This window comes from Variovorax sp. GW531-E2, from assembly GCF_059423125.1.
In genome coordinates this window covers 90,176-111,668 of the sequence record NZ_JBWKXQ010000013.1, presented here as the reverse complement: position 1 = coordinate 111,668, position 21,493 = coordinate 90,176, and the positions used below count along the sequence as shown (strand labels likewise).

Below are 21,493 nucleotides of genomic sequence, written 5' to 3'. Positions count from 1 at the left end.
CGCTCACGTCGATGGGGTGCCTTGCGCAGCGAAATCAAGGAGGAGGCCGCAGGCCGGGGGACATTCGCGGAGCAAGGTGCCCCGTCGGCGGGAGCGCGCCCTGAATGACTCGATGCGCGAGGCTTCATAGCGGCAATGCGATCCATTGATCTGCCACGCGATGCACTCGAATCCGGTGGTCGAACACCTGTTCGAGCGCAGCATGCGTCGCAGGATCGGCGCAAGCACCGTGGTGCACCACCCGCCCCCGGTTCATCACCACCAATTCGTCCGCGGCCAGTGCCATCGGCAGTTCGTGCAGCACGCTGACCACGGTGCGGCCTTGGGCCACCAGTGCGCGCGCCGTCTGCATCCAGTCGGCCTGATGCGGCGGATCGAGGTTGGCCAGCGGCTCGTCCATCAGCAGCAGCTCGGCCTCGACCGCCAGCGCACGCGCCAGCAGCACGCGTTGGCGTTCGCCGCCCGACAGCTGCCCCAGCGGACGGTCGCGCCAGTCCCAGGCCTGGGTGCTGCGCAATGCGCGCTCCACCGCATCGCGATCGGCTTCGCTGGGTGCAGCCAGCCAGCGTTGATGCGGCAGGCGCCCCAGCATGGCGACGTCGTAGACCATCAAATCGTCGGCACTGCCCTCGCCCGTGCCGCTCTGGCCCAGCCATGACAGGCGCCGGGCGCGCACGCGGGCCGACACGGCAGCCTGCGCCTCGCCGAAAAGCCGCACTTCGCCGCGGTGTGCGAGCAACCCAGCCAGCGCTTTCAACAGCGTCGACTTGCCGGCACCGTTCGGCCCGACGATGCTGGTCCAGCGGCCGGCCGCGAGCGACAGGTCGATGCCGTGCAGCACCTCGACCGACCCAAGCGTGGCGCTGAGGCCGTGCGCTTCGAGCGCGGCGGATGAGGTGCGGCTCATATGCCGCCGCCCTTCGCGCCGCGCCGGTGCATCAGCCACAGCAGGTAGCTGCCGCCGAGCACGGCCGTGAGCACGCCCACCGGCAGCTCCTGCGGCGCAATCAGCCAGCGCGCCAGCAGGTCGGCCGCCATCAGCAGCAGCCCGCCCATCAACGCCGACAGCACGATCAGCCGCGCGTGCGTGGTCTTGACCACCGAGCGCACCAGGTGCGGCGCGGCCAGGCCGACGAAAGCAATGAGGCCGGTCTGCGCGACGGCGGCGCCGGTCGCCAGTGCCAGCACCGCCACCAACGCGGCGCGCATGGCGCCCAGCGGCAGGCCCAGGCTGCGCGCCGTGGCCTCGCCCAGCGCCAGGCCGTCGAGCACCGGCGCGAGCGCCCAGGCCAGCAGCAGGCAGGCCGCGCCGACCGCCGCCATCACGGCGCAGGCGGCCCAGCCGACCAGCCCGGTGCTGCCGAGCACGAAGCCCTGCAACGCCTGAAGAATGTCGGCCGAGGCGATGGTGATGAGGTCCTTGGCGGCGCCCAGCACCACGCCGACGATCACGCCCGCCAGCAGCAGCCGCAGGGTCTGCTGCACGCCGCGCGCCAGCGTGAGCGTGAGCAGCACCGCGGCCACCGCGCCGACGAAGGCCGCGCCGGTGAGCCCCAGGCGCATCACCCATTGCGTGCTGGTGACGGAGCCGCCGAACAGCATCAGCGCCAGCGCCACGGCGAGCGACGCGCCCGAGGCGCTGCCCAGCAGGTACGGGTCGGCCAGCGGGTTGCGGAACAGGCCCTGCGCCACCGCGCCCGCAAGCCCGAGCAGCGCGCCCGCCAGCCATGCGCCGAGGGTGCGCGGCAAGCGGATGTCCCACACGATCTGCAGCGCCACCGGGTCGTGCCGCGCGGACAGCAGGCTCTGGAAACCGGTGCTGCCAATGCCCAGGCCGAAGAGCAGCAGCGCCGCGCCCAGCACCAGCAGGCCGGCACCGAGCAGCAGCACGCGACGCAGGTGCGCGGAATGCATGCCGCTCACCGCCCCTTGTCCGCCAGGCACTGCGCCATCAGGCGCGCGGCCTCGTCCATGCGCGGGCCGGGGCGCACGACCACATCGGTCTGCTCGGCGTCGAAGCGGCACACGCGGCCTTCGCGCACCGCGCGGATGCCGCCCCAGCCGGGTCGCTGCTCCAGACCCATCGCGCTGCGCACGCTGACCATGATGAGGTCGGGGTTCGCGCGCACCACGAACTCGGGGTTGAGCTTGGGAAAGGGGCCGAGCGACGCCGGCACGATGTTCTTCACGCCCAGCCGCGCGAGCGTTTCGCCGATGAAGGACGAGTCGCCTGCCGCGTAAGGGCCGGTGTTGACCTCGAAGTACACGCGCAGGCCCTTGGCGCTGGCCGGCAGCGACTGGGCGGCGGCCGACACGGCCGCATCGATGGCGCGCCACACGGCGGGCGCCTCGTGCGTGCCGAGCACCTGGTCGAGCGCGCCCAGCACGCGGCGCACGTCGGCGTGGCTCCTGGGTTCGAGCACGATCACCTTCAGGCCCAGCGCTTCGAGCCGCTGCGTGACACGCGACGACCTGGCGAGCAGCACCACGTCGGGCTTGAGCGCGACGATGGCTTCGACGTTCGGGTCGATCCCGCCGCCGAGCTGCGGCAGCGCGCGCACCTGCGCGGGCGAGTTGGAATAGCGGTCGACGCCGATCAGGCGGTCGCAGGCGCCGAGCGCGCAGACGCCTTCGGTCAGCGACGGCAGCAGCGAGACGATGCGCTGCGGCGGCTGCGCCAGGTGCACGGTGACGCCGCGCTCGTCGACCACATCGATGGCCTGCGCCGCCTGCGCGCCCACCACCAGGGCGAGCCCGAGCAGCGACGCGCGCAACCAGGTCTTCATGCGATCGAAGCTCATGCGCCGGGCGCCTTCAGCGTCAGCGGCAGGCCGGCGACCATCAGCGTCGCGCGGTGGCAGGCGGCCGCCACGTCCTGGTTCAGCCGGCCGAGCACGTCGACGAAGGCACGGGTCTCGCGGCCCAGCGGGATCACGCCCAGGCCGATCTCGTTGCCGACCAGCACCACCGGCCCGCGCGCCTCGCGCAGCGCAATGAGCAGCAGCGTGGCGTGCGCCGAGGGCGTGCGTGTGACCACGGCGGCGCCTTCGGTGCGCAGCGGCATCAGCAGGTTGGTGAGCCACAGCGTGAGGCAGTCGACCACCACGAGCGTGTCGGGCGCGCTCTGCGTGACGATGGCGCGGCCCAGCTCGATCGGCTCCTCGAGGGTCTGCAGACCGGGCACGCGCTCGGCGCGGTCGGCCTGGTGGCGCGCGATGCGCTCGCGCATCTCTTCGTCGTGGGCCTGTGCGGTGGCGATCAGCACCGCGCGGCGCGATGCGGGCCCGGACGCCAGCCAGTCGGCCGCGCGCTGTTCGGCGCGGCGCGACTTGCCGCTTTTCTGGCCGCCGAGGATGAATTCGTGCTCAGTGAAGGGCATCGGGGGGCGCCTGTGCGGCGTGGCTGTCGAGTTCGAGGGGCATGGCGCTGAAGAGCCGCGCGGTCGCTTCCGGGCTGGACGCGAACCACGCATGGAAGTAGCTCGCGCGCACGGGGCCGTGCACGTACAGCGCCTCGCCGCCGCGCGTGCCGACGGTGCGCGCAGCGGGCGCGAGCGGCGTCTCGCAGCGCGAGTAGTGGAAGGTGTGGCCGCGCAGAGCATGCGCGCCCAGGTCGAGCTGCTGCGGGCCGAGGCCGGCCAGCCGCTTCTGCATCACCGCCCGCCCCGGCAGCACGCCCCAGAGGCGGTGCACGTCGGTCGGCTCGGCGTCGTCGCGCGTGGCGAGTTCGTCGAACAGCGCCATCATGCCGCCGCATTCGGCCCAGATCGGCTTGCCGGCCGTGACGTGGTTGGCGAGCGAGAGCCGCAACCGGTCGCTGGCCGACAGCACGGCCGCATGCAGCTCGGGATAGCCGCCGGGCAGCCAGGCGGCGTCGCAGGGCGGCAGCGGTTCGTCGGCCAGCGGCGAGAAGAACGCGAGCCGCGCGCCGAGGGCTTCGAGCACCTCGAGATTGGCCGGGTAGATGAACGAGAACGCCGTGTCGCGCGCGATGGCGATGGTGCGTCCGGCCAGCAGCGACGCGACGGGCGCCGTCGGCGCGGGCTCGAAGCGCACCTGCGGCAGCTGCCCGGGCGTGCGCTGCCCCAGCGGCGTGGCGGCCAGCACGTCGGCCGCGGCATCGAGCCGCACCATCGCATCGCCGAGTTCGGCGGCGCCGACCAGCCCCAGGTGGCGTTCGGGCAGCGCGAAATCGGCGCTGCGCGGCAAGGCGCCGAGCCAGTCGCCGGGCTCGCGCAAGGCGTCTTTCAGCATGTCGGCATGGCGCTCGCTGGCCACGCGGTTGGCGAGCACGCCGGCCCAGGGCAGGCCCGGTCGGAAGTTCTGCAGGCCGTAGGCCAGCGCGCCGAAGGTGCCGGTCATGGCCTGGGCGTCGATCACGGCCAGCACCGGCAGGCCAAGGCGCTCGGCCAGTTCGGCCGCGCTGGGCGTACCGTCGAACAGGCCCATCACGCCTTCGACGATCACCAGGTCGGCCTCGCTCGCTGCGGCATGCAGGCGCGCGCGGCAGTCGGCTTCGCCGGTCATCCACAGGTCGAGCGAATGCACCGGCGCGCCGGTGGCCAGCGCGAGCCAGTGGGGATCGAGAAAGTCGGGACCGCACTTGAAGGCCCGCACGCGGCGGCCCTGGCGCACGTGCAGCCGCGCGAGCGCGGCCGCGACCGTGGTCTTGCCCTGCCCCGAGGCCGGCGCGGCCACGAGCACCGCAGCGCAGGTGACGGCTGCGCCGGGCAAAGGGCGGCGGGTGTTTACTGCGGAGTCCACTTGAGTCCGACGTACGCGGTGCGGCCCCCGGTGGCGTAGAGCCGTGCGAACTGGTAGTCCTTGTCGCCCACATTGTCCACGCGCGCCACCAGGTTCAGGTCGCGCGTGATCTGCGTGCTGGCCGACAGGTTGAGCAGCGTGTAGCCGCCGAGCTTGACGGTGTTGGCCGCGTCGTCGTAGCGCTTGCCCGAGCTTTGGAGCTCGGCGCCCAGCGTCCAGCCGGCGATGCGCCAGTCGGCGCCCAGCGTGCCGTGGGCCCGCGCGCGGCGTGCCAGCAGGTGGTCGGTGGCGAGGTCGCGCGGGTCCTGGTAGTCGAGCGAGGCGCGCAGCGTGACGTCGCCGATGCGGTGGCCGCCCGTGAGCGTCACGCCCTGGTAGCGTGCGCGCGCCGTGCTGGCGTAGCAGCCGAACGACGACTGGCAGCCCTTGGCGCTGCCGTCGAACACGATCAGGTTCTGCACGCGGTTGCGGTACAGCACGATGCCGGCCTGCGTGGCGCCGGCCGTGTACTGCAGGCCCAGTTCGACGTTGCGGCTCGATTCGGGCTGCAGGCTCGCCAGGCCGTACTCGCTGAAGCGCTGGTACAGCGTGGGCGCGCGGAACGCGGTGCCGGCCGACACGGTGGCGCGCAGGCTCGGCGTGATCGCGTAGCCGTAGGCGGCGCTGCCGGTGGTCTTGCCGCCGAACTCGCTGTCGTCGTCGTGGCGCACGTGCAGCTGCAGCGAGTGCGGGCCCTTCACGTAGCCGTAGCCCAATGCGGCGGCGTTCTGCGAGCGGTCGCGCGAGAACAGCTTGGCCGAGGTGGTCGGCGCGTTTTCGAGCGCGTCCTCGCGGCGCTCGAGCGTGGCGGTCACCAGGTGCGCGCCGAAGCGGAATTCGTTCTGGAACAGGTAGCCGCGCAGGCGGGTCTCGGTGCGATAGAACGAGGGCTGGGTCTTGTAGACGGTCTGCGAATCGGTCACCTGCAGGCGGGTGCTGTAGATGTCGTTCCACTTGGCCGACCAGGTCAGGCCGGCGGTGCGCAGTTCGTTGGTCGACACGTCGTTGCGGAAGGTGATCGGCGGCCTGGTGCGAAAGCTCACCGACGGGTCGTAGGCCGCCTCGGTGTTGCTGGTGAGCAAGGTGGCGTCGATGCGCTGGTCGGGCGTGATCTGGAAACCCAGCTTCAGGTTGCCCGAGGTGCTGCGGTAGCCATCGCGGTCGGGGTTGGTGAAGCCGTCCTTCGAGGGCGTGCGCTTGGCGATCGGCTGGATGTTGAAGCCCTTGCTTTCCTCGTGCGCCACGCCGAACGAGTAGTCGAGCAGGCCCGACTTGCCGCTCACGCCGCCTTCGATCCGGCGCAGGCCGTGGCTGCCGAAGCCGATGCCGGCGTAGGGCGACACGCCCTCCTCGCCGCGCTTGGTGAAGAGCTGGATCACGCCGCCCACGGCGTCCGAGCCGTACACCGCGGCGGCCGGGCCGCGCAGCACTTCGATGCGGTCGATCTGCGCGAGCGGAATGCCTTCCCAACCGGCGCCGCCGGTCGATTGCGAATCGATGCGCACGCCATCGAGGTAGACCGCAGTGAAGCGCGATTCGGCGCCGCGGATGAACACGCTGGTGGCGTTGCCCACGCCGCCGCTGCGCGAGATCTCCATGCCCGGCAGGCGCGCCAGCACGTCGGCCACGCCGGTGGCGCCGCTGCGTTCGATGGTCTTGCGGTCGACGATGGAGACATCGCCCACCAGGTCCGACAGCGCCTGCGGCGTGCGGTTGGCGGTGACGACGGTCTCGTCGAGCGTGCCAGGTGCTGCCGCTGCAACTTGCGCCTGCGCGGCCAGCGGCACCAGGGCCAGGCCGCCGAAGGCCGAGGCCAGGGCGATCGTCAGCGGCAGGCACGCGGGACGGTTGCGGCGCACGCTGGCGCGGCCGCTGAAGAGGGAAACACAGGAAATCATGGGGTGAACCGAACGAACTTCTATGCCCTGGCCGGCTTCCCCGCCGGCGCCATGGGCGTCATGGCTGCCGATGCGGCAGCCGCCTTGTTGGCCGGTATCCGGGCTGGCAGATCGACCCTTTGCCGCCTTCCCAGGCACCTGTTTCAGGGCGCCCAGTGGCTGGATGGAAAGGGGTGACGCGTTGCGGCGTCGTCTGCTTGACCGTTGCGGGGGCAGCGCAGGCGGCTTCGGCCCCGGGGGGCGTCCACTCCTGCTTCCCGTTGAACTGCGCCGTGCGAACCACGCCGCGAGCACCAACGGGCGAGATTTTAGGCCCACGGGGCGGACGCACCACACCGGGTTTGATCGCAGGCGGCGCAGGCCCCAGAATCTCGGCCACGTCCGGTGCGCGCCCCGCGCGGTGCGCCGGATGTTCCGAATTCCCGGGAAACTACAATCGCCAACCATGCCCGCCTCCAGCCCCATCGACCAGATCGCCGAGCGTGTGGAACGCCTGCTCGTGCGTCACGAAGAGGTGCAGCGCACCAACGCGCTGCTGCAGGAACAGGTCGATGCGCTCACGCGTGAACGCGACGGCCTGAAGTCGCGGCTCGCCGCGGCCCGCACCCGCCTCGATGCCCTGCTCGAACGGCTGCCGGCCGAACCCCCTTCCGAAGATTCCCATCACGCATGAAGCAGATTGAAGTACAGATCATGGGCCAGAGCTATTTGCTCGGCTGTCCCGACGGCGGCGAAGCGCAACTGCGCGAGGCCGTCGACCGCGTGGACGCGGCCATGTGCAAGATCCGCGACGCAGGCAAGGTGAAGGCACGCGACCGCATCGCCGTGCTCGCCTCGCTGAACCTGGCTTTCGATCTCGCGGCCCAGCAGGCCGCTGCTGCCGCCGCACCGGCCCCCGTCGCGGCCAGCAGCACGGAAGAAACCGCCACCGACACCGACCCGAAGGCCGCCCAGCTCATTCAGAGACTCGATCAGGCCCTGGCAGGCGATGGACATTTGCTCTGAGGGCACGCGGCCCGGCACATCCGGGGCGTAAAATCCGTTTTGTCTGCAGACGTGTCGGGCTTAATATTTCCTTGTTCCAATGCTCTCCGGAGCCGGGCTTGGTACATCGCTTGACGGGCGTGATCATCTCGCGTCAGATGAACCCGAAGTCCTGCTGCCCTCGCCCACCTGAACCCTGGTTCAGGATGCGGGTCCGGCACACCATCTGCAGACACCTTTTCCCGCCACGGCCCCCTGCTTCACCGCACGGGGCCGTTGCTTTTTCAGCCGCTCGTTCTTTCCCCATCCTCCCGTGAACCTCGCTGCCCTGCTCGACCCGCTCCTGATCGCCGAACTCGCCGCGCTCGGCCTGGGCACCGGTTTCCTCGCCGGCCTGCTGGGCATCGGCGGCGGCATGCTGATGGTGCCGTTCATCACGATCATCATGGGCCAGCGCGGCGTGCCGGCCGACCTGGCGGTGAAGATGGCGATCGCGACCTCGATGGCGACGATCATCTTCACGTCGGTGTCCAGCGTGCGCGCGCACCACAAGCGCGGCGCGGTGCGCTGGGACATCGTGCAGCGCCTGGCCCCCGGCATCGTCATCGGCAGCCTTGCGGGCAGCCTGGGCGTGTTCGCGCTGCTCAAGGGCACGGCGCTGGCCATCTTCTTCGCGCTGTTCGTGGGCTTCTCGGCCACGCAGATGTTCCTCGACAAGAAGCCCAAGCCCACGCGCCAGATGCCCGGCACCGGCGGCCAGCTCGCGGCGGGCGGCACCATCGGCTTCATCTCGGGCCTGGTGGGCGCGGGCGGCGGCTTCATCAGCGTGCCGTTCATGACGTGGTGCAACGTGGCGATCCACAACGCGGTGGCGACCAGTGCGGCGCTGGGCTTTCCCATTGCGGTGGCCAACGTGCTGGGCTATGTGCTCAGCGGGCAGTCGGTGCAGGGCCTGCCGGCCGGCGCCTTCGGCTACATCTGGCTGCCCGCGCTCGTGGTGATCGCGGCCTGCAGCGTGTTCACCGCGCCGCTGGGCGCCAGGGCCGCGCACAGCCTGCCGGTGAAGAAGCTCAAGCGCGTGTTCGCGAGCATCCTCTACCTGCTGGCCGCCTACATGCTCTGGAAGGGCCTGCGGGGCTGAGGCATATCAAACACCCCGTGGCTTTCCTGTGCCATCCTATGCGGCACTTGTTCACAGTCGTAGAAGGAAAGCCATGAAAATCCTCATTGCAGTCGACGGCAGCGCCTACACGCAAAAGGCCCTCAATTACCTGCTCGCCAACCGCACCATGTTCGTGGACGGCCATGAGCTGGTGGTGGTCAATGTCTGCACCGGCATCTCCGGCCACGTGGCGCGCCACCTGAGCAAGGAAATCGTCACCGAGTACTACGCCGAGGAAAACGCCAAGGTGCTCGACCCGGTGAAGGCCTGGTTCGCCGAGAAAGGCGTGGCCAACTTCACCGCCGACGCGCGCCACGGCCACGCGGCCGAGGAAATCCTCAAGTCGGCCACCGAATCGAAGGCCGAGCTGATCGTGCTGGGCACGCACGGCCACGGCATCCTGGGCCGCGCGCTGATGGGCTCGGTCGCGACCAAGGTCGTGGCCGAAACCGACATCTCGGTGCTGCTGGTTCAGTAAGCAGCCCCGGTCACCCCGGCGACGGCCGCTGCGCCGGGGCCGCGGTCATTGCGGCGAGCGCTGCTGCCGCCATTCGCGCGGCGAACATCCGAAGCGCTCGCGAAACGCGCGGCTGAAATGCGCCGCGTCGTTGAACCCCCTCCCGTACGCGATCTCCCCCACGGGCCGCCCTGCCAAGCGCGGCTCCAGCAGGTCGCGGCTGCATGCGTCGAGTCGGCGCTCCCAGATGTACTGCGAGGGCGTCAGCGGCTCGCTCTTGAACACGCGGTGGATGTGGCTCACCGACATGCCCAGCTGCGCCGCCAGCGTGCCCACCGACAGCGTCGGATCGGCCAGCTGCTCGTCGATGCGCTGCTTCACGCGCGCGAGGTGGTACGCCGTGAGCTTGCTGAGCGCCGGTGCGTGCGCCGCAGGCAACGTCTGCAGGCCGGCCACGAGGATGTTCTGCACGCCATGGGCCACCGCCAGCGCCGAGGCCGGCTGCAGCGCGTCGAAGTCCTCGCGCAGCGTGCGGATCATGCCCAGCAGCAGGTGCCCCGCGCCCTCGCGCCCCGACACGGTGGTGGCCGTGAGCGCCTCGGTGTCGCGCAGTTCGCTGCGCAGCCGCTCGCCAGGCAGCTTGAGCACGATCTGCTCGAAGGGCCGGTCGAACAGCAGCTGGTAAGGCCGCGTGCTGTCGTACAGCGCGAAGTCGCCGGCACCGAGCACGGCGTCGCGCCCGTCCTGGCGCACCACGCCCTGCCCGCGCGCCTGGATGCTCACGAGAAAACAGTCGTCGCTCGATGCCGCGATGTGGCCCGGCGTGCGCATCACCTTCTGCGCCCGCGAGGTCACGACCGACATGCCGAGGCCGGGTAGCGCGTGCTGGCGGATGCTGCCCTCGAAATCGCCGCCGTCGCCGGTGCGCACCGCGTCGCACTCGAGCTGCACGTAGACATTGCAGATCATGTCGGTCCAGTACGCGAGCCGCTGGTCGCGCGGGACGGCATCGGTGCTGAGCAAGGGGGTCATCGGGGTCCTCGGAAGGCCTTCGCAAGGCACATGCAACGCTGGAACAAGAACGCCGCCAATCCGGGTCAAGGCGTTCCGGCGGCGCGAATTTACGCTTCATGCAACCCGCATGCCACCGCGCAAACCCGGTGCGCACAGTGGGGATTTCGTTACGTTCATTGCCCCCTGGAGAACACCCCATGCCGACCACCGTCCACCCCAAGCTCCGCGTCGCCGCCGTGCAGGCCGCGCCTGTGTTCCTCGACCTCGACGCCACCATCGACAAGACCATCGACCTCATGGCGCAGGCCGCGAAACAGGGCGTGCAGCTCATCGCCTTTCCCGAGACCTGGGTGCCGGGCTACCCGTGGTGGGTCTGGCTCGATTCGCCGGCCTGGGGCATGCAGTTCGTGCAGCGCTACCACGACAACTCGCTGGTCATCGGCTCGCCCGAGTTCGAACGCCTGCAGGCGGCGGCACGCCAGCACAGGATCTGGCTCTCGCTCGGCTACAGCGAGAAAGCGGCGGGCAGCCTCTACATCGCGCAGGCGCTGATCGACGACCAGGGCCGCACCGTGCAGACACGCCGCAAGCTCAAGCCCACGCACGTGGAACGCACCGTGTTCGGCGAAGGCGACGGCGCCGACCTGCACGTGGTCGAGACGCCGCTGGGCAACATCGGCTCGCTGTGCTGCTGGGAACACCTGCAGCCGCTGAGCAAGTACGCGATGTACGCGCAGAACGAGCAGATCCACTGCGGTGCATGGCCGAGCTTTTCGCTCTACCGCGGCGCGGCCTACGCGCTGGGCCACGAGGTCAACAACGCCGCGAGCCAGGTGTATGCGGTCGAGGGCGGCTGCTTCGTCATCGCGCCCTGCGCCACGGTGTCGAAGGCGATGAGCGAGCTGATGTGCACCGACGACGGCAAGCGGCAGATGCTGGGCGTCGGCGGCGGGCATGCGCGCATCTACGGCCCGGACGGTTCGCCACTGGGCACGCCGCTGGCCGAAGACGCCGAAGGCCTGGTGATCGCCGACATCGACCTCGGCATGATCGCGCTCGCCAAGGCGGCGGCCGATCCGAGTGGCCACTATTCGCGGCCCGACGTCACGCAGCTGCTGCTGAACAAGACGCGGCGCACGCCCGTGGTGGTGCAGCTCACGCCGGAGCCCGAGGGCAGCGTGCCCGAGCCGGTCGTGGCCTGAGCCAACCACGGAGCCGCACCATGGAATCGGCCATCCCCGAGCACCTGCGCTGCCCGCGCACCCACGAGCGCCGCGTGGCAGACGACCACACCCCGCCCTACCCCGGCTGGTCGGCGCGCGCGCCCGCGGCGACGACCCAGGTCGTGATGGGCTACTTCGGCGTGCAGTCGCGCGGCCCGGCGATGCAGGGCCGGGCCTGCGCCGCGCTCCTGAAGATCGCCCGCGACTTCGCCTTGCCCGACGGCCCCGGTCACCACGACCTGGCCCATTGCGTCGACGCCGACGGCTGCGACAACATGATCGCCATCGCCTACTGGCACGATGCGGCGGCGTTCGCGCGCTGGTGTGCCACGCCCGCCATCGAGGCCTGGTGGAACGCCGACGAGCGCTTGCATGAAGGCCTCGGCTACTTCCGCGAAATCGCATCCCCGCGTGCTGCGCACTTCGAGACCCTGTTCAGCACGCCCGACCGCCTCGAGGGCATCGGCGTGGTGATGGGCGGTGTGAGCGGCGAACTGCAGGAGCACGGCTACTGGGGGTCGATGCGCGATCGACTCCCGCTCGCGCAGGCAGACGCGCTCGCGCCTTCGGGCACGCGCGCGGTGATCGCCGGCACGCCGGCACCGGGCCAGCGCGTGCGCATCGCGGGCCACACGCACCTCGCGATGATCCGTTCGGGCCAGGAATGGACCGAGACCACCGGCCAGGAACGCCAGCGCTACCTGGAAGACATGGCCCCGGTGCTGCGCGAAGGCATGGACTTCCTGCGCGACCAGGGCCTGCCCATCGGCTGCTACAGCAGCCGCTTCATGCACCACCTCGACGCGCACGGCGCGCCGCTGCAGAAGTCCTTCGGCCTGAGCTACTGGCGCTCGCTGGCCGACATGGAGCGCTGGGCCGAGTCGCACCCGACACACGTCGCGATCTTCGGCAGCTTCATGCGCTATGTGCAGGCGCTGAACTTCGAGCTGCGCCTGCGCCTGTACCACGAGGTGTCGGTGCTGAAGGCCGACGAGCAAAGCTACGAATACATCAACTGCCACGCGCGCAGCGGGCTGATGAACGGGCTCGCGCCCGCCGCCTGAAGCCCGGGCGCGCGGCGGGACTCAGGCGGCGAACAGCCCCTTGTGCTCCGCGCGCAGCAGCGCCTTCTGCACCTTGCCCATCGTGTTGCGCGGCAGCTCCGGCACGACGAAGCAGCGCTTGGGGATCTTGAAGTTCGCCAGCTTGGCCTTGAGCTCGGCCACGATGGCGTCGGCGTCGATCGTGGCGCCGCCCTTGGGGATCACGATGGCCACGCCCACCTCGCCGAAGTCGGGGTGCGGCACGCCGATGACGGCGCTTTCGGCCACGCCGGCCATCTCGTTGATGTAGCCCTCGATCTCTGCCGGGTAGACGTTGTAGCCGCCGCTGATGATCAGGTCCTTGCTGCGACCGACGATGGTGATGTAGCCGCGCGCATCGATCTTGCCCACGTCGCCGGTCTTGAAGAAGCCGTCGGAGGTGAACTCTTCCTTCGTCTTTTCGGGCATGCGCCAGTAGCCGGCGAACACGTTGGGGCCCTTGACCTGGATGCCGCCGATTTCGTCGACCGGCAGGTCCTTGCCCTCGTCGTCGCGCACGCGCAGCTGCACGCCGGGCAGCGCGAAGCCGACGGTGCCGCCGCGGCGCTCGCCCTTCGCAGCGTCGTACGGGTTGGACGTGAGCATGGCGGTCTCGCTCATGCCGTAGCGTTCGAGGATGGTGTGGCCGGTGCGCTCGCGCCATTCGTCGAAGGTCTCGATGAGCAGCGGCGCCGAGCCCGCGACGAACAGGCGCATGGTGCGCACCGCCTCGCGCGTGAGGCCCGGCTCAGCCAGCAGGCGCACGTAGAGCGTGGGCACGCCCATGAACACGGTGGCTTCGGGCAGCTTGGCGACGATGCGCTTGGGGTCGAACTTCGAGAACCACAGGATCTTGCTGCCGTTGAGCAGCGCACCGTGCAGCGCCACGAACAGGCCGTGCACGTGGAAGATCGGCAGCGCGTGAATCAGCACGTCGCCCTTCGTCCAGCCCCAGTAGTCCTTGAGCACTTCGGCGTTCGACAGCAGGTTGCGGTGCGTGAGCATCGCGCCCTTGCTGCGGCCGGTGGTGCCGCTGGTGTACAGGATGGCGGCGAGGTCGTCGGGCTTCTTGATTGCGACGGTGTGGCGGTCGCTGCAACGCGCCGCCGCGTCAAGCAGCGTGCCGGTGCGGTCGTCGTCCAGCGTGAACACATGGCGCGTGCCGGCCGCCTCGGCGATGGGGCGCACCCAGGCCGCGTTGCGGCCGGTGCACACGACCACGGCGGGCTCGGCGTTTCCGATGAAGTACTCGATCTCGGCGCTCTGGTAGGCCGTGTTGAGCGGCAAGAACACGTAGCCCGCGCGCAGGGTCGCGAGGTACAGCAGCATGGCTTCGACCGATTTCTCGACCTGCACGGCGACGCGCGCGCCCTTCTCGAGCTTCAGGCCGTCGAGCAGGTTGGCGATCATCGCGCTGGCGCGGTCGAGGTCGCGCCACGAATAGTGCAGGCCGTTGTCGGTCTCGACCGCGATGGCATCGAGGTCGGCGGGAAAGGCGGCGCGCAAGGCGGCGAACAGGTTGGCGTTGGGGGAGGACTTCGTCTTCTTCATCATCATCTTCTTCGTCATCGTCGTCGAACGGCAGGCTCAGGAAGCTTGGAAATTCGCAGGGCGCTTGGCCAGGAAGGCGTCGATGCCTTCGCGGTGCTCGGCACTGTCGGCGTAGTCGTACGCGGTGGCCAGCAGCTGCTGCGCCGCCGCACCGCCGCTCTTGAGTGCGGTGAAGGTGGCCTTGTGCAGGCGCGCGGCCTGCGGCGACAGCGCGGCAATGCGCGCCGCATGCGCCTGCGCGGCGGCCGGCACCTCGGCGTCGGGCAGCACATGCAGCAGAAAGCCCGCGTCGTACAGCCGCTGCGCGCCATGCACGCCGGCGGCCAGCAGCATGTCGCGCGCCAGCACGTCGCCGATGGCGCCATGCACCAGCGCGGCTTCGCGCGGCGCCATCGGAAAGCCCAGCTTCGCGATGGGCGCACCGAACTTCGCCGACGCGCCGGCCAGGCGGATGTCGCAGCAGCTGGCGATCTCGACGCCGGCGCCCATGCAGGCGCCTTCGATCTGGGCCACCAGCGGCAGCGGGCAGTCGAGCATCGCCTGCAGCGCGGCCCAGACTTCGTTCTCGTGAAACTCGCGCAGGCTCGTTTCCTCGAAACGGAACGAGGGGTACTCGGAGATGTCGCCGCCCGCGCAGAAGGCACCGCCCTCCCCGCGCACGACGACGCAGCGCAGCGCAGTGTCACTGTGCAGGCCGTCGAACACCGCGCGCAACGCGCGCCACATGGCGCGCGTCATGGCATTGAGACGCCCCGGGTTCGACAGCGTGACGAGCGCCACGGCGCCTTCGCGGCGCAGCGAGACCTGCCGCTCGGTCATTCGAGCTTGGCGCCCGAGGCCTTCACGACGGTCGCCCATCGCTTGATCTCGGCGTTGACGAAGCGGCCGTAGGCGGCGTTCGTGACGTTCGGGATCTCGGAGCCGTTCTGGGCCCAGATGGCCTTCAGCTCGTCGGTGCCCAGCGCCTTCTTCATCGTGTCGATGATCTGCGTCTGCGCTTCGGCCGGCGTGCCCTTGGGCGCCCACAGGCCGTACCAGGTGGTGACGGTGTAGTCGGGCAGCCCGACTTCGGCGGCGCAGGGCACGTCGGGGAACGCGGGGTTGCGCTTGGCGCCGGCCACCATGAGCGCCTTGATGCGGCCGCCCTTGATGTGCTGCGCGGAGGAACCCAGGCCGTCGAACATCAGGTCGACGTTGCCCGCGATCAGGTCGGACAGCGCCGGGCCCGCGCCGCGGTACGGGATGTGGGTGATGAAGGTACCGGTCTGCAGCTTGAACAGCTCGCCCGCCAGGTGGTGCGAGGTGCCCGAGCCGGCCGAGCCGTAGTTGAGCTTGCCGGGGTTGCGCTTGGCGGTGGCAATGAGCTCCTGGATGGTCGCGGCCTGCACCCGCTTGGGGTTGACCACCACCACCTGCGGCACGTTGGCCAGCAGCATCAGGGGCACGAAGTCTTTCTCGAGGTCGTAGTCGAGCTTGGGGTAGATCGACGGCGCGATCGCGTGGTGCACGGCGCCCATGAAGAGCGAGTAGCCGTCGGCCGGCAGCTTGGCCGCGATGCTCGCACCCACGGTGCCGCCCGCGCCGCCGCGGTTGTCGATGACCAGCGTCTGGCCCGCCGCGCGGGAGAACTGGGCCGACAGCGGGCGCGCGAAGGCGTCGGTGCCTCCGCCGGCCGGGAACGGCACCACCATGGTCACGGGCTTGGTCGGCCAGCCCTGGGCACGTGCGCCACCGCACAGGGCCACGGCCCCGGCTGCTGCGGCGACGCGCAGCACATCGCGTCGTTGAAAACTCTGTTGCGTCATCTGTCTCGTCTCCTGTCGTCGTCGTTGTAGATGTTGCCGCCCTCCGGCGGTCAAGGTGCGGGCCGCAGCGCTGCCGCGGCAAAGCGAACGGACTCAGCCTTTTTTGAGGAACAGGCCTTCGATGTCTCCCGAAACCGCGATCTTGCCTTCGGCCAGCCAGGCGCGATGCCGGTCCAGGCGCTTGAGGTCGTACAGGTAGTTGACCATGAGGCCGTACGACTGCTTGAGCCCCTTGGCCGACGGGTCGCCGGCCCAGTTGAGCCGCTCGACGCGCGCGCCGTTGCCCAGGTGGAAGCGCGCGACCGGGTCGGCCGGCGTGCCGTCGACCAGCGTGCGGCCCAGGTACTCGGCCGTGACCTGCAGCAGCCACTGGCGCAGCGGCGATTTCGCGTCGAGTTCTGCCGCCGCATCGACCGCGGCCAGCAAACGCTCGGCTGTGGGCGGCACCGAGCCGACGAGGCGGCCGAGTTCGGCTTCGCGCTTCTCGTCCAGGCGCGGCAGCAGTTCGCCGGCGTTCTTGGCGAGCCACGCGCGCAGGCCCGGAATGGGCGACAGCGTGGCGAAGGTCTTCAGGCGCGGCAGTTCGTCCTGCAGGGTCTCGACCACGCGCTTGATGAGCGAGTCGCCGAAGCTCACGCCGCGCAGGCCGGTCTGCGTGTTGCTGATCGAATAGAAGATCGCGGTGGTTGCCTTGGCCGGCTGCACCGGCACGGCGGCCTCGTCGAGCAGCGGCATGATGCCTTCGCTGATGCGGTCGACCAGCGCCACCTCGACGAAGATGAGCGGCTCGTTCGGCAGGCGCGGATGGAAGAAGCCGTAGCAGCGGCGGTCGCTGTCGTCCAGGCGGTTCTTCACGTCGGACCAGCTCTTGATGTCGTGCACCGCCTCGTAGCGGATGAGCTTCTCGATCAGCGAGGCCGGCGAGTTCCAGTCGATGCGGCGCAGCTCGAGAAAAGCCACGTCGAACCAGGTGGAAAACAGGTGCTCCAGCTCGGCCTCGAGCGCGAGCAGTCGCTTGTCGGACTTCAGGCACGGCAGCAGGTCGGCGCGCAGGTCGACCAAAAAGCGCATGCCGCCGGGCTCGACCGCGAAACGCTGCAGCAGCCGCATGCGTGGCGACACCAGCGCGCGGCGCAGGCGCAGCTCGGCCTGCCCTTCGTCGGGCGTGCCGACGGCGCTCTGGTGCTGGTCGCGCGCGCTCTTGAGCTTGCCCGCGTCGGCGGCGAAATGCTCGCTCATGAGCGCCCAGTAGTCGCGGCGCTCTTCGGGCGAGGCGCCGGCGTAGGCCTGCGCGATGGCATGGGCGCGGCGGCCGCCCTCGACCTCGCTCACGCGCGGATCGATCACGGCCTGCAGTTCGGCCAGCACGCGGCGCAGCGTGCGCGGCGACAGCGCCTCGTCGGCCTTGCGCAGCGTGGCCTGCAGCCGCTCGGCGGTGGTGCGGGCGCTGGGCTTGGGCGTGTGACGGGCCGGGCCTTTCGTGGCGCCGTTGCTCGCCACGGGAACCTTGGACGATTCGCCCATGCGCAGGCGCGCCTGGAACCACTCGGTCGCACTCATCGATCTGCTCCTGTGCCGTTGGCTGGATGGGTGGTGCCTGTCACGGCATCACCCGGGATTTCTGCTGTTGCATGACTTCGCGCAGCGCCTCGCGCTGGCGCGTCATGTGGGTGCGCATGGCGGCGTCGGCGCCTTCGCTGTCGCGCGCCTTGAGCGCGGCGAACACGGCCAGGTGCTCCGACAGGCTCTGGTCGAGCCGCCCCGGCGCGTGCAGCTGCTGCAGCCGCGCCAGCTTCAGTATCTTGCGCAGGTCGCCGATCACCTGGGCCAGCCACTTGTTGTCGGCGAGCTTGATGATCGCCTCGTGAATGATGTGGTTGGTGGCGTAGTAGTCGTTGATGCGCCGCGCCTTGGCGTGGCGCACCAGGCGCTCGTGCAGCGCGTCGAGCTCGTTCAGCTCGGCGTCGCTGGCGTTGCGCGCGGCTTCGTAGGCGCAGCGCCCTTCTAGCAGCGCGATCACCGGAAAGATCTCGTCGAGGTCGCGCTCGGTCACTTCGTTCACGAAGCAGCCGCGGCGCGGCTCGTGGCGCAGCAGGCCTTCGGCGGTGAGCACCTTCAGCGCCTCGCGCAGCGGCGTGCGCGAGATCGACAGTCGCTCGCACAGGGCCACCTCGTCCACGAAGCTGCCGGGTGCCAGCGTGCCGTCGAAGATCTGCTCACGCAGCGTGGCGGCGACTTCGTCGTGGAGGGAATTGGGAACCAGGCGCATGCGTTGAAGACTCGGAAAGTCGGTGGGCGTTTCGCGTAATTTCCTGTAATTACGCATAATTGTGAGTGCATGGTTAACGCAATGCAAGGGCCGCGCCCTGCCCTTGCGGCCCGGAATTACCCTGAGATCGACGAAAAAAAGCGGCGCGCACCCGAAGGTGCTGCGCCGCGTTGTGCGGGGTGTGGAGAGGTCAGGCGCGCGCGGTGCTGCCCGTCTTGCCGGCGCGGCCGAACCAGATCCACAGCGCGATGCCGGCGATCACCATCGGCACGCTGAGCCACTGGCCCTGGCTCAGGCTGAGTGCGCGCAGGCCCAGGAAATCGTCGGGCTCGCGGAAGTACTCGGCCACGAAGCGCAGCACGCCATAGCCGATGAGGAACACGGCGGCCACCTGGCCCTGCTTGCGCTCCTTGCGCGCATAGAGCCACATCACGACGAACAGCAGCAGGCCTTCGAGCAGGAACTGGTAGACCTGCGACGGATGGCGCGGCAGCATCGAGCCGCTTTGCGGGAACACCATGCCCCAGGGCAGATCGGGGCTGCTGAAGCGGCCCCACAGCTCGCCGTTAATGAAGTTGCCCACGCGACCCGCGGCCAGGCCGGTCGGCACGCAGGGCGCGACGAAGTCCATCACCTGCCAGAACGGCCGCGCACGCGAGCGCGCAAACCACACCATGGCGCCGATCACGCCGAGCAGGCCGCCATGGAAGCTCATGCCGCCCTGCCACACATACAGGATCTCGAGCGGGTGCGTGAGGTAGTACTCGGGCTTGTAGAACAGGCAGTAGCCGAGCCGGCCACCGACGATCACGCCCATGACGCCCAGGAACAGGATGTCCTCGATGTCCTTGCGTTGCCACACGCCGGCCGTGGCCAGCGAGCGGAACGGCTCGTGGTGCAGGCGGCGCGTGCCCAGGAAATAAAACAGCGCGAAGGCCGCCAGGTAGGTCAGGCCGTACCAGTGGATGGCCACCGGCCCCAACTGCAAGGCGATGGGATTGATCTGCGGATACATGAGCATCCGACGATTGTGCCGTGGCGCAATGACGCCGCCGCCACGGGGGCATTCAGGACAATGTCAGCGCCCGAACTTCCACCACAGCAACCCCGCCACCACGGCCGGCACCGCGAAGATGAACAGGAAGATCGGCAGTTCCTCGGCCACCGAGTACCCGGCCTTGAGCACGCCCACGGCCATGTTGATGCCCGCGCCGACGAACCACGCCGGAATGAACCACTTGGCCGCCGCGGCCAGCGCCATCGCCGAGCCGTCACCCATGAAGCGGCCGCCCAGAAGAAACACCACCAGCAGCGCGAAGCCGCCTCCCATCACCATGACTGTGTGCATCTGCGTTGTCCTCCTGGGCGCATCTTGCCGGATGTCGGCGGGTCAGCGCGTGGTGTAGCCACCGTTGGCGAAGATGGTCTGGCCCGTGATCCACCAACCCTCGGTGACCAGGAAGCGCACGATGGGCGCGATGTCCTCGATGTCGGTGAGGCCCTTCTTCGAGTACTTGCTGAGCGCGGCGGCGCTGCTGTGGTACGCCACGGCCTCGGGGCTTTCCTGGCCGTAGAAGAACGGCGTGTCCATCGGGCCCGGGCCGATGGCGTTCACCGAGATGCCGCGGTCGCCGAACTCCTTGGAGGCTGCGCGCGTGTAGTGCTCCACCGCCGCCTTGGCCGCCGGGTAGATGGCATAGAACGGCGTGTAGGCCGCCAGCAGCGAGCTCACCAGCGTCACGATGCTGCCGCCGTCGGCCAGCGTGCGGCCGGCCTGCTGGATGAAGAAGAAGGCCGCCTTGGCATTGGCGTCGAAGCTCTTGTCGTAGTCGGCCTCGGTGATGTCCAGGATCGGCTTCTTGATCACCACGCCCGCCGTGTTGATCGCCAGGTCGACCTGGCCGAAGTGCTTCACGGCCTGGTCGAACAGCTTCACGTTGTTCTCGACCACCGCGAGGTCGCCCTGCACCAGCAGCGTGTCGGCGCCCTTGGCCTTCAGCGCGGCGGCGGTCTGCTCGGCCTCGGCGCGCGAACCGTCGCTGTTGTAGTGGATGGCCATGCCGCGGGCGCCGCCGTCGACCAGCTGGTGGGCGATGAGGGCACCGAGGTTCTTGCCACCGCCGGCGATGACGGCGACCTTGTTCGTGAGCGTGCGTGCGGACATGGATGGATTCCTCTGAGTGAGTGAAAGACCCGGGACGGGATGTGTGACGAGCCGCCAGTCTATTGATCGCCAAGTTGCAGATAAATCATTCATTCAAGGCTAGACTGTTCTGAAAACCACGAACAATCAGCCCCGCCGCCATGGACCGCATCGAACTCCTCCAGGTCTTCCTGCGCGTGGCCGAAACCGGCAGCTTCACGCGCGCCGCCGACCGGCTGGCGCTGCCGCGCGCCACCATCTCGACCGCCATCCAGCAGCTCGAGGCCCGCCTGGGCTCGCGCCTGCTGCACCGCACCACGCGCCGCGTGGGCCTCACGCCCGACGGCGAGGTGTTGCTCGAGCGGGCCCGCGCGCTGGTGGCCGACATGGAAGACATGGAGCAGCAGTTCCAGCCCGCGCACAGCAGCGTGAGCGGCCGGCTCAAGGTCGACGTGCCCAGCCGCATCGCGCGCCTGCTGATCGCGCCGGCGCTGCCCGACTTCTTCGCACGCCACCCGGCGGTCGAGCTCGAGCTGGGCTCCAGCGACCGCGCGGTCGACCTCGTGCTCGAAGGCGTGGACTGCGCCCTGCGCGTCGGCCCGCTCGCCAACAGCAGCCTCGTCGCCCGGCCGCTGGGGCATTTCACGCTCATCAACTGCGCCAGCCCCGCCTACCTCGCGCGTCACGGCACGCCGCGCACGACGGCCGACCTGCCGCAGCACATGGCGGTCAACTACGCCTCGCCGACCAGTGGCCGCGCCGCGCCCTGGGAATGGCAGCTGCGCGACGGCGAGACCCAGACGCTGCGCCTGCGCAGCCAGGTGGCGGCGAACAACGCCGAGACCTACATCGCCTGCGCGCTGGCGGGGCTGGGGCTGATCCAGATCCCGGCCTACGACGTGCGCGAGCACCTCGCGGCCGGGGAGCTGGTGGAAGTGCTGCCCGACGCGCGCGCCGAGCCGCTGCCGGTGCACCTCGTCTACCCGCACCGGCGCAACCTGTCGCGGCGGGTGCAGGCCTTCGCGGGCTGGCTCGACACGCTGCTGGCGGCCACGCTCGATGCGCCCTCGCCCGCCGGCCGGGCTTCGCGCAGCGCCTGAGTC

At 69.8% G+C, this 21,493-nt stretch carries 22 protein-coding genes and 1 riboswitch; of the genes, 7 read left to right on the top strand and 15 right to left on the bottom strand.

The annotated features are described in order from the left end of the window. Nucleotides 1-124: 124 nt before the first annotated feature. From AC07XP_RS11055 to AC07XP_RS11030, 6 genes are read right to left on the bottom strand one after another with little or no spacing between them, the layout of a single operon-like run. Nucleotides 125-907 carry an ABC transporter ATP-binding protein gene (locus tag AC07XP_RS11055; RefSeq protein WP_495264659.1) on the bottom strand — a complete coding sequence of 261 codons (783 nt, stop codon included), beginning with the start codon at nucleotides 905-907 and terminating at the stop codon, nucleotides 125-127. Continuing rightward, a complete protein-coding gene (locus AC07XP_RS11050; protein WP_369647212.1) occupies nucleotides 904-1,914 on the bottom strand; it encodes a FecCD family ABC transporter permease in 1,011 nt (336 codons plus the stop codon). The genes AC07XP_RS11055 and AC07XP_RS11050 overlap by 4 nt, the downstream gene beginning before the upstream one ends. Before the next feature lie 5 nt (nucleotides 1,915-1,919). Further along, nucleotides 1,920-2,786, bottom strand: a complete 867-nt coding sequence (locus AC07XP_RS11045) for an ABC transporter substrate-binding protein (RefSeq protein ID WP_495264661.1) — start codon at nucleotides 2,784-2,786, stop codon at nucleotides 1,920-1,922. A gap of 11 nt (nucleotides 2,787-2,797) precedes the next feature. Next, nucleotides 2,798-3,379 carry a bifunctional adenosylcobinamide kinase/adenosylcobinamide-phosphate guanylyltransferase gene (locus AC07XP_RS11040; RefSeq protein ID WP_495264658.1) on the bottom strand — a complete coding sequence of 194 codons (582 nt, stop codon included), beginning with the start codon at nucleotides 3,377-3,379 and terminating at the stop codon, nucleotides 2,798-2,800. After that, the gene (locus tag AC07XP_RS11035) at nucleotides 3,366-4,763 is read right to left on the bottom strand and encodes a cobyrinic acid a,c-diamide synthase CobB (RefSeq protein WP_495264657.1); all 1,398 of its coding nucleotides are present in this window, start codon (nucleotides 4,761-4,763) and stop codon (nucleotides 3,366-3,368) included. The genes AC07XP_RS11040 and AC07XP_RS11035 overlap by 14 nt, the downstream gene beginning before the upstream one ends. Beyond that, the gene (locus AC07XP_RS11030) at nucleotides 4,748-6,700 is read right to left on the bottom strand and encodes a TonB-dependent receptor domain-containing protein (RefSeq protein ID WP_495264656.1); all 1,953 of its coding nucleotides are present in this window, start codon (nucleotides 6,698-6,700) and stop codon (nucleotides 4,748-4,750) included. Before AC07XP_RS11030 ends, AC07XP_RS11035 begins: the two co-directional genes overlap by 16 nt. Before the next feature lie 72 nt (nucleotides 6,701-6,772). Further along, a riboswitch (cobalamin riboswitch) is annotated at nucleotides 6,773-7,012 on the bottom strand. Between the two features lie 133 nt (nucleotides 7,013-7,145). Here AC07XP_RS11030 and AC07XP_RS11025 point away from each other — a divergent pair. The 4 genes from AC07XP_RS11025 (at nucleotide 7,146) to AC07XP_RS11010 (ending at nucleotide 9,324) form a co-directional block, all read left to right on the top strand. Continuing rightward, nucleotides 7,146-7,373, top strand: a complete 228-nt coding sequence (locus tag AC07XP_RS11025; RefSeq protein ID WP_056581479.1) for a hypothetical protein — start codon at nucleotides 7,146-7,148, stop codon at nucleotides 7,371-7,373. Further along, on the top strand, nucleotides 7,370-7,705 hold the full coding sequence (locus tag AC07XP_RS11020; protein ID WP_062480529.1) for a cell division protein ZapA: 336 nt from the start codon (nucleotides 7,370-7,372) through the stop codon (nucleotides 7,703-7,705). Before AC07XP_RS11025 ends, AC07XP_RS11020 begins: the two co-directional genes overlap by 4 nt. A gap of 292 nt (nucleotides 7,706-7,997) precedes the next feature. After that, nucleotides 7,998-8,825 (top strand): sulfite exporter TauE/SafE family protein, encoded by an 828-nt coding sequence (locus AC07XP_RS11015; protein WP_062480530.1) that lies wholly within the window; start codon nucleotides 7,998-8,000, stop codon nucleotides 8,823-8,825. Between the two features lie 73 nt (nucleotides 8,826-8,898). Further along, nucleotides 8,899-9,324 carry a universal stress protein gene (locus tag AC07XP_RS11010; protein WP_390344227.1) on the top strand — a complete coding sequence of 142 codons (426 nt, stop codon included), beginning with the start codon at nucleotides 8,899-8,901 and terminating at the stop codon, nucleotides 9,322-9,324. 45 nt (nucleotides 9,325-9,369) lie between these two features. Here the strand turns inward: AC07XP_RS11010 and AC07XP_RS11005 are convergent, their stop codons facing one another. Next, on the bottom strand, nucleotides 9,370-10,335 hold the full coding sequence (locus AC07XP_RS11005; protein WP_495264655.1) for an AraC-like ligand-binding domain-containing protein: 966 nt from the start codon (nucleotides 10,333-10,335) through the stop codon (nucleotides 9,370-9,372). Nucleotides 10,336-10,514: 179 nt separating this feature from the next. On the opposite strand from AC07XP_RS11005, the gene AC07XP_RS11000 reads away from it, so the two are divergent. Next, complete coding sequence (locus AC07XP_RS11000; protein WP_495264654.1) at nucleotides 10,515-11,519, top strand: carbon-nitrogen hydrolase family protein; 1,005 nt, start codon at nucleotides 10,515-10,517, stop codon at nucleotides 11,517-11,519. 20 nt (nucleotides 11,520-11,539) lie between these two features. Beyond that, nucleotides 11,540-12,604, top strand: a complete 1,065-nt coding sequence (locus AC07XP_RS10995) for a phenylacetaldoxime dehydratase family protein (RefSeq protein ID WP_495264653.1) — start codon at nucleotides 11,540-11,542, stop codon at nucleotides 12,602-12,604. Nucleotides 12,605-12,625: 21 nt separating this feature from the next. Here AC07XP_RS10995 and AC07XP_RS10990 read toward each other — a convergent pair whose 3' ends face one another. The 8 genes from AC07XP_RS10990 to AC07XP_RS10955 all read right to left on the bottom strand — a co-directional run bounded on the left by AC07XP_RS10990 (nucleotide 12,626) and on the right by AC07XP_RS10955 (nucleotide 20,411). Continuing rightward, nucleotides 12,626-14,191 (bottom strand): malonate--CoA ligase, encoded by a 1,566-nt coding sequence (locus AC07XP_RS10990; RefSeq protein ID WP_495264652.1) that lies wholly within the window; start codon nucleotides 14,189-14,191, stop codon nucleotides 12,626-12,628. Between the two features lie 18 nt (nucleotides 14,192-14,209). Next, nucleotides 14,210-14,992, bottom strand: coding sequence for an enoyl-CoA hydratase/isomerase family protein (locus tag AC07XP_RS10985; RefSeq protein ID WP_495264651.1), 783 nt, complete (start codon nucleotides 14,990-14,992; stop codon nucleotides 14,210-14,212). Then, complete coding sequence (locus tag AC07XP_RS10980) at nucleotides 14,989-15,978, bottom strand: Bug family tripartite tricarboxylate transporter substrate binding protein (RefSeq protein ID WP_062480542.1); 990 nt, start codon at nucleotides 15,976-15,978, stop codon at nucleotides 14,989-14,991. Before AC07XP_RS10980 ends, AC07XP_RS10985 begins: the two co-directional genes overlap by 4 nt. 93 nt (nucleotides 15,979-16,071) lie before the next feature. Beyond that, complete coding sequence (locus AC07XP_RS10975) at nucleotides 16,072-17,538, bottom strand: malonyl-CoA decarboxylase (protein ID WP_354343545.1); 1,467 nt, start codon at nucleotides 17,536-17,538, stop codon at nucleotides 16,072-16,074. A gap of 40 nt (nucleotides 17,539-17,578) precedes the next feature. Beyond that, complete coding sequence (locus AC07XP_RS10970) at nucleotides 17,579-18,247, bottom strand: GntR family transcriptional regulator (RefSeq protein ID WP_095947770.1); 669 nt, start codon at nucleotides 18,245-18,247, stop codon at nucleotides 17,579-17,581. A gap of 190 nt (nucleotides 18,248-18,437) precedes the next feature. After that, nucleotides 18,438-19,268 (bottom strand): prolipoprotein diacylglyceryl transferase, encoded by an 831-nt coding sequence (gene lgt / locus AC07XP_RS10965; protein WP_495264650.1) that lies wholly within the window; start codon nucleotides 19,266-19,268, stop codon nucleotides 18,438-18,440. Nucleotides 19,269-19,325: 57 nt separating this feature from the next. Beyond that, nucleotides 19,326-19,595, bottom strand: a complete 270-nt coding sequence (locus AC07XP_RS10960; protein WP_495264649.1) for a hypothetical protein — start codon at nucleotides 19,593-19,595, stop codon at nucleotides 19,326-19,328. 42 nt (nucleotides 19,596-19,637) lie between these two features. Then, a complete protein-coding gene (locus tag AC07XP_RS10955) occupies nucleotides 19,638-20,411 on the bottom strand; it encodes an SDR family oxidoreductase (RefSeq protein ID WP_495264648.1) in 774 nt (257 codons plus the stop codon). A 140-nt stretch (nucleotides 20,412-20,551) separates the two neighbouring features. On the opposite strand from AC07XP_RS10955, the gene AC07XP_RS10950 reads away from it, so the two are divergent. After that, on the top strand, nucleotides 20,552-21,490 hold the full coding sequence (locus AC07XP_RS10950) for a LysR family transcriptional regulator (RefSeq protein WP_495264647.1): 939 nt from the start codon (nucleotides 20,552-20,554) through the stop codon (nucleotides 21,488-21,490). The last annotated feature ends 3 nt before the right edge of the window (nucleotides 21,491-21,493 follow it).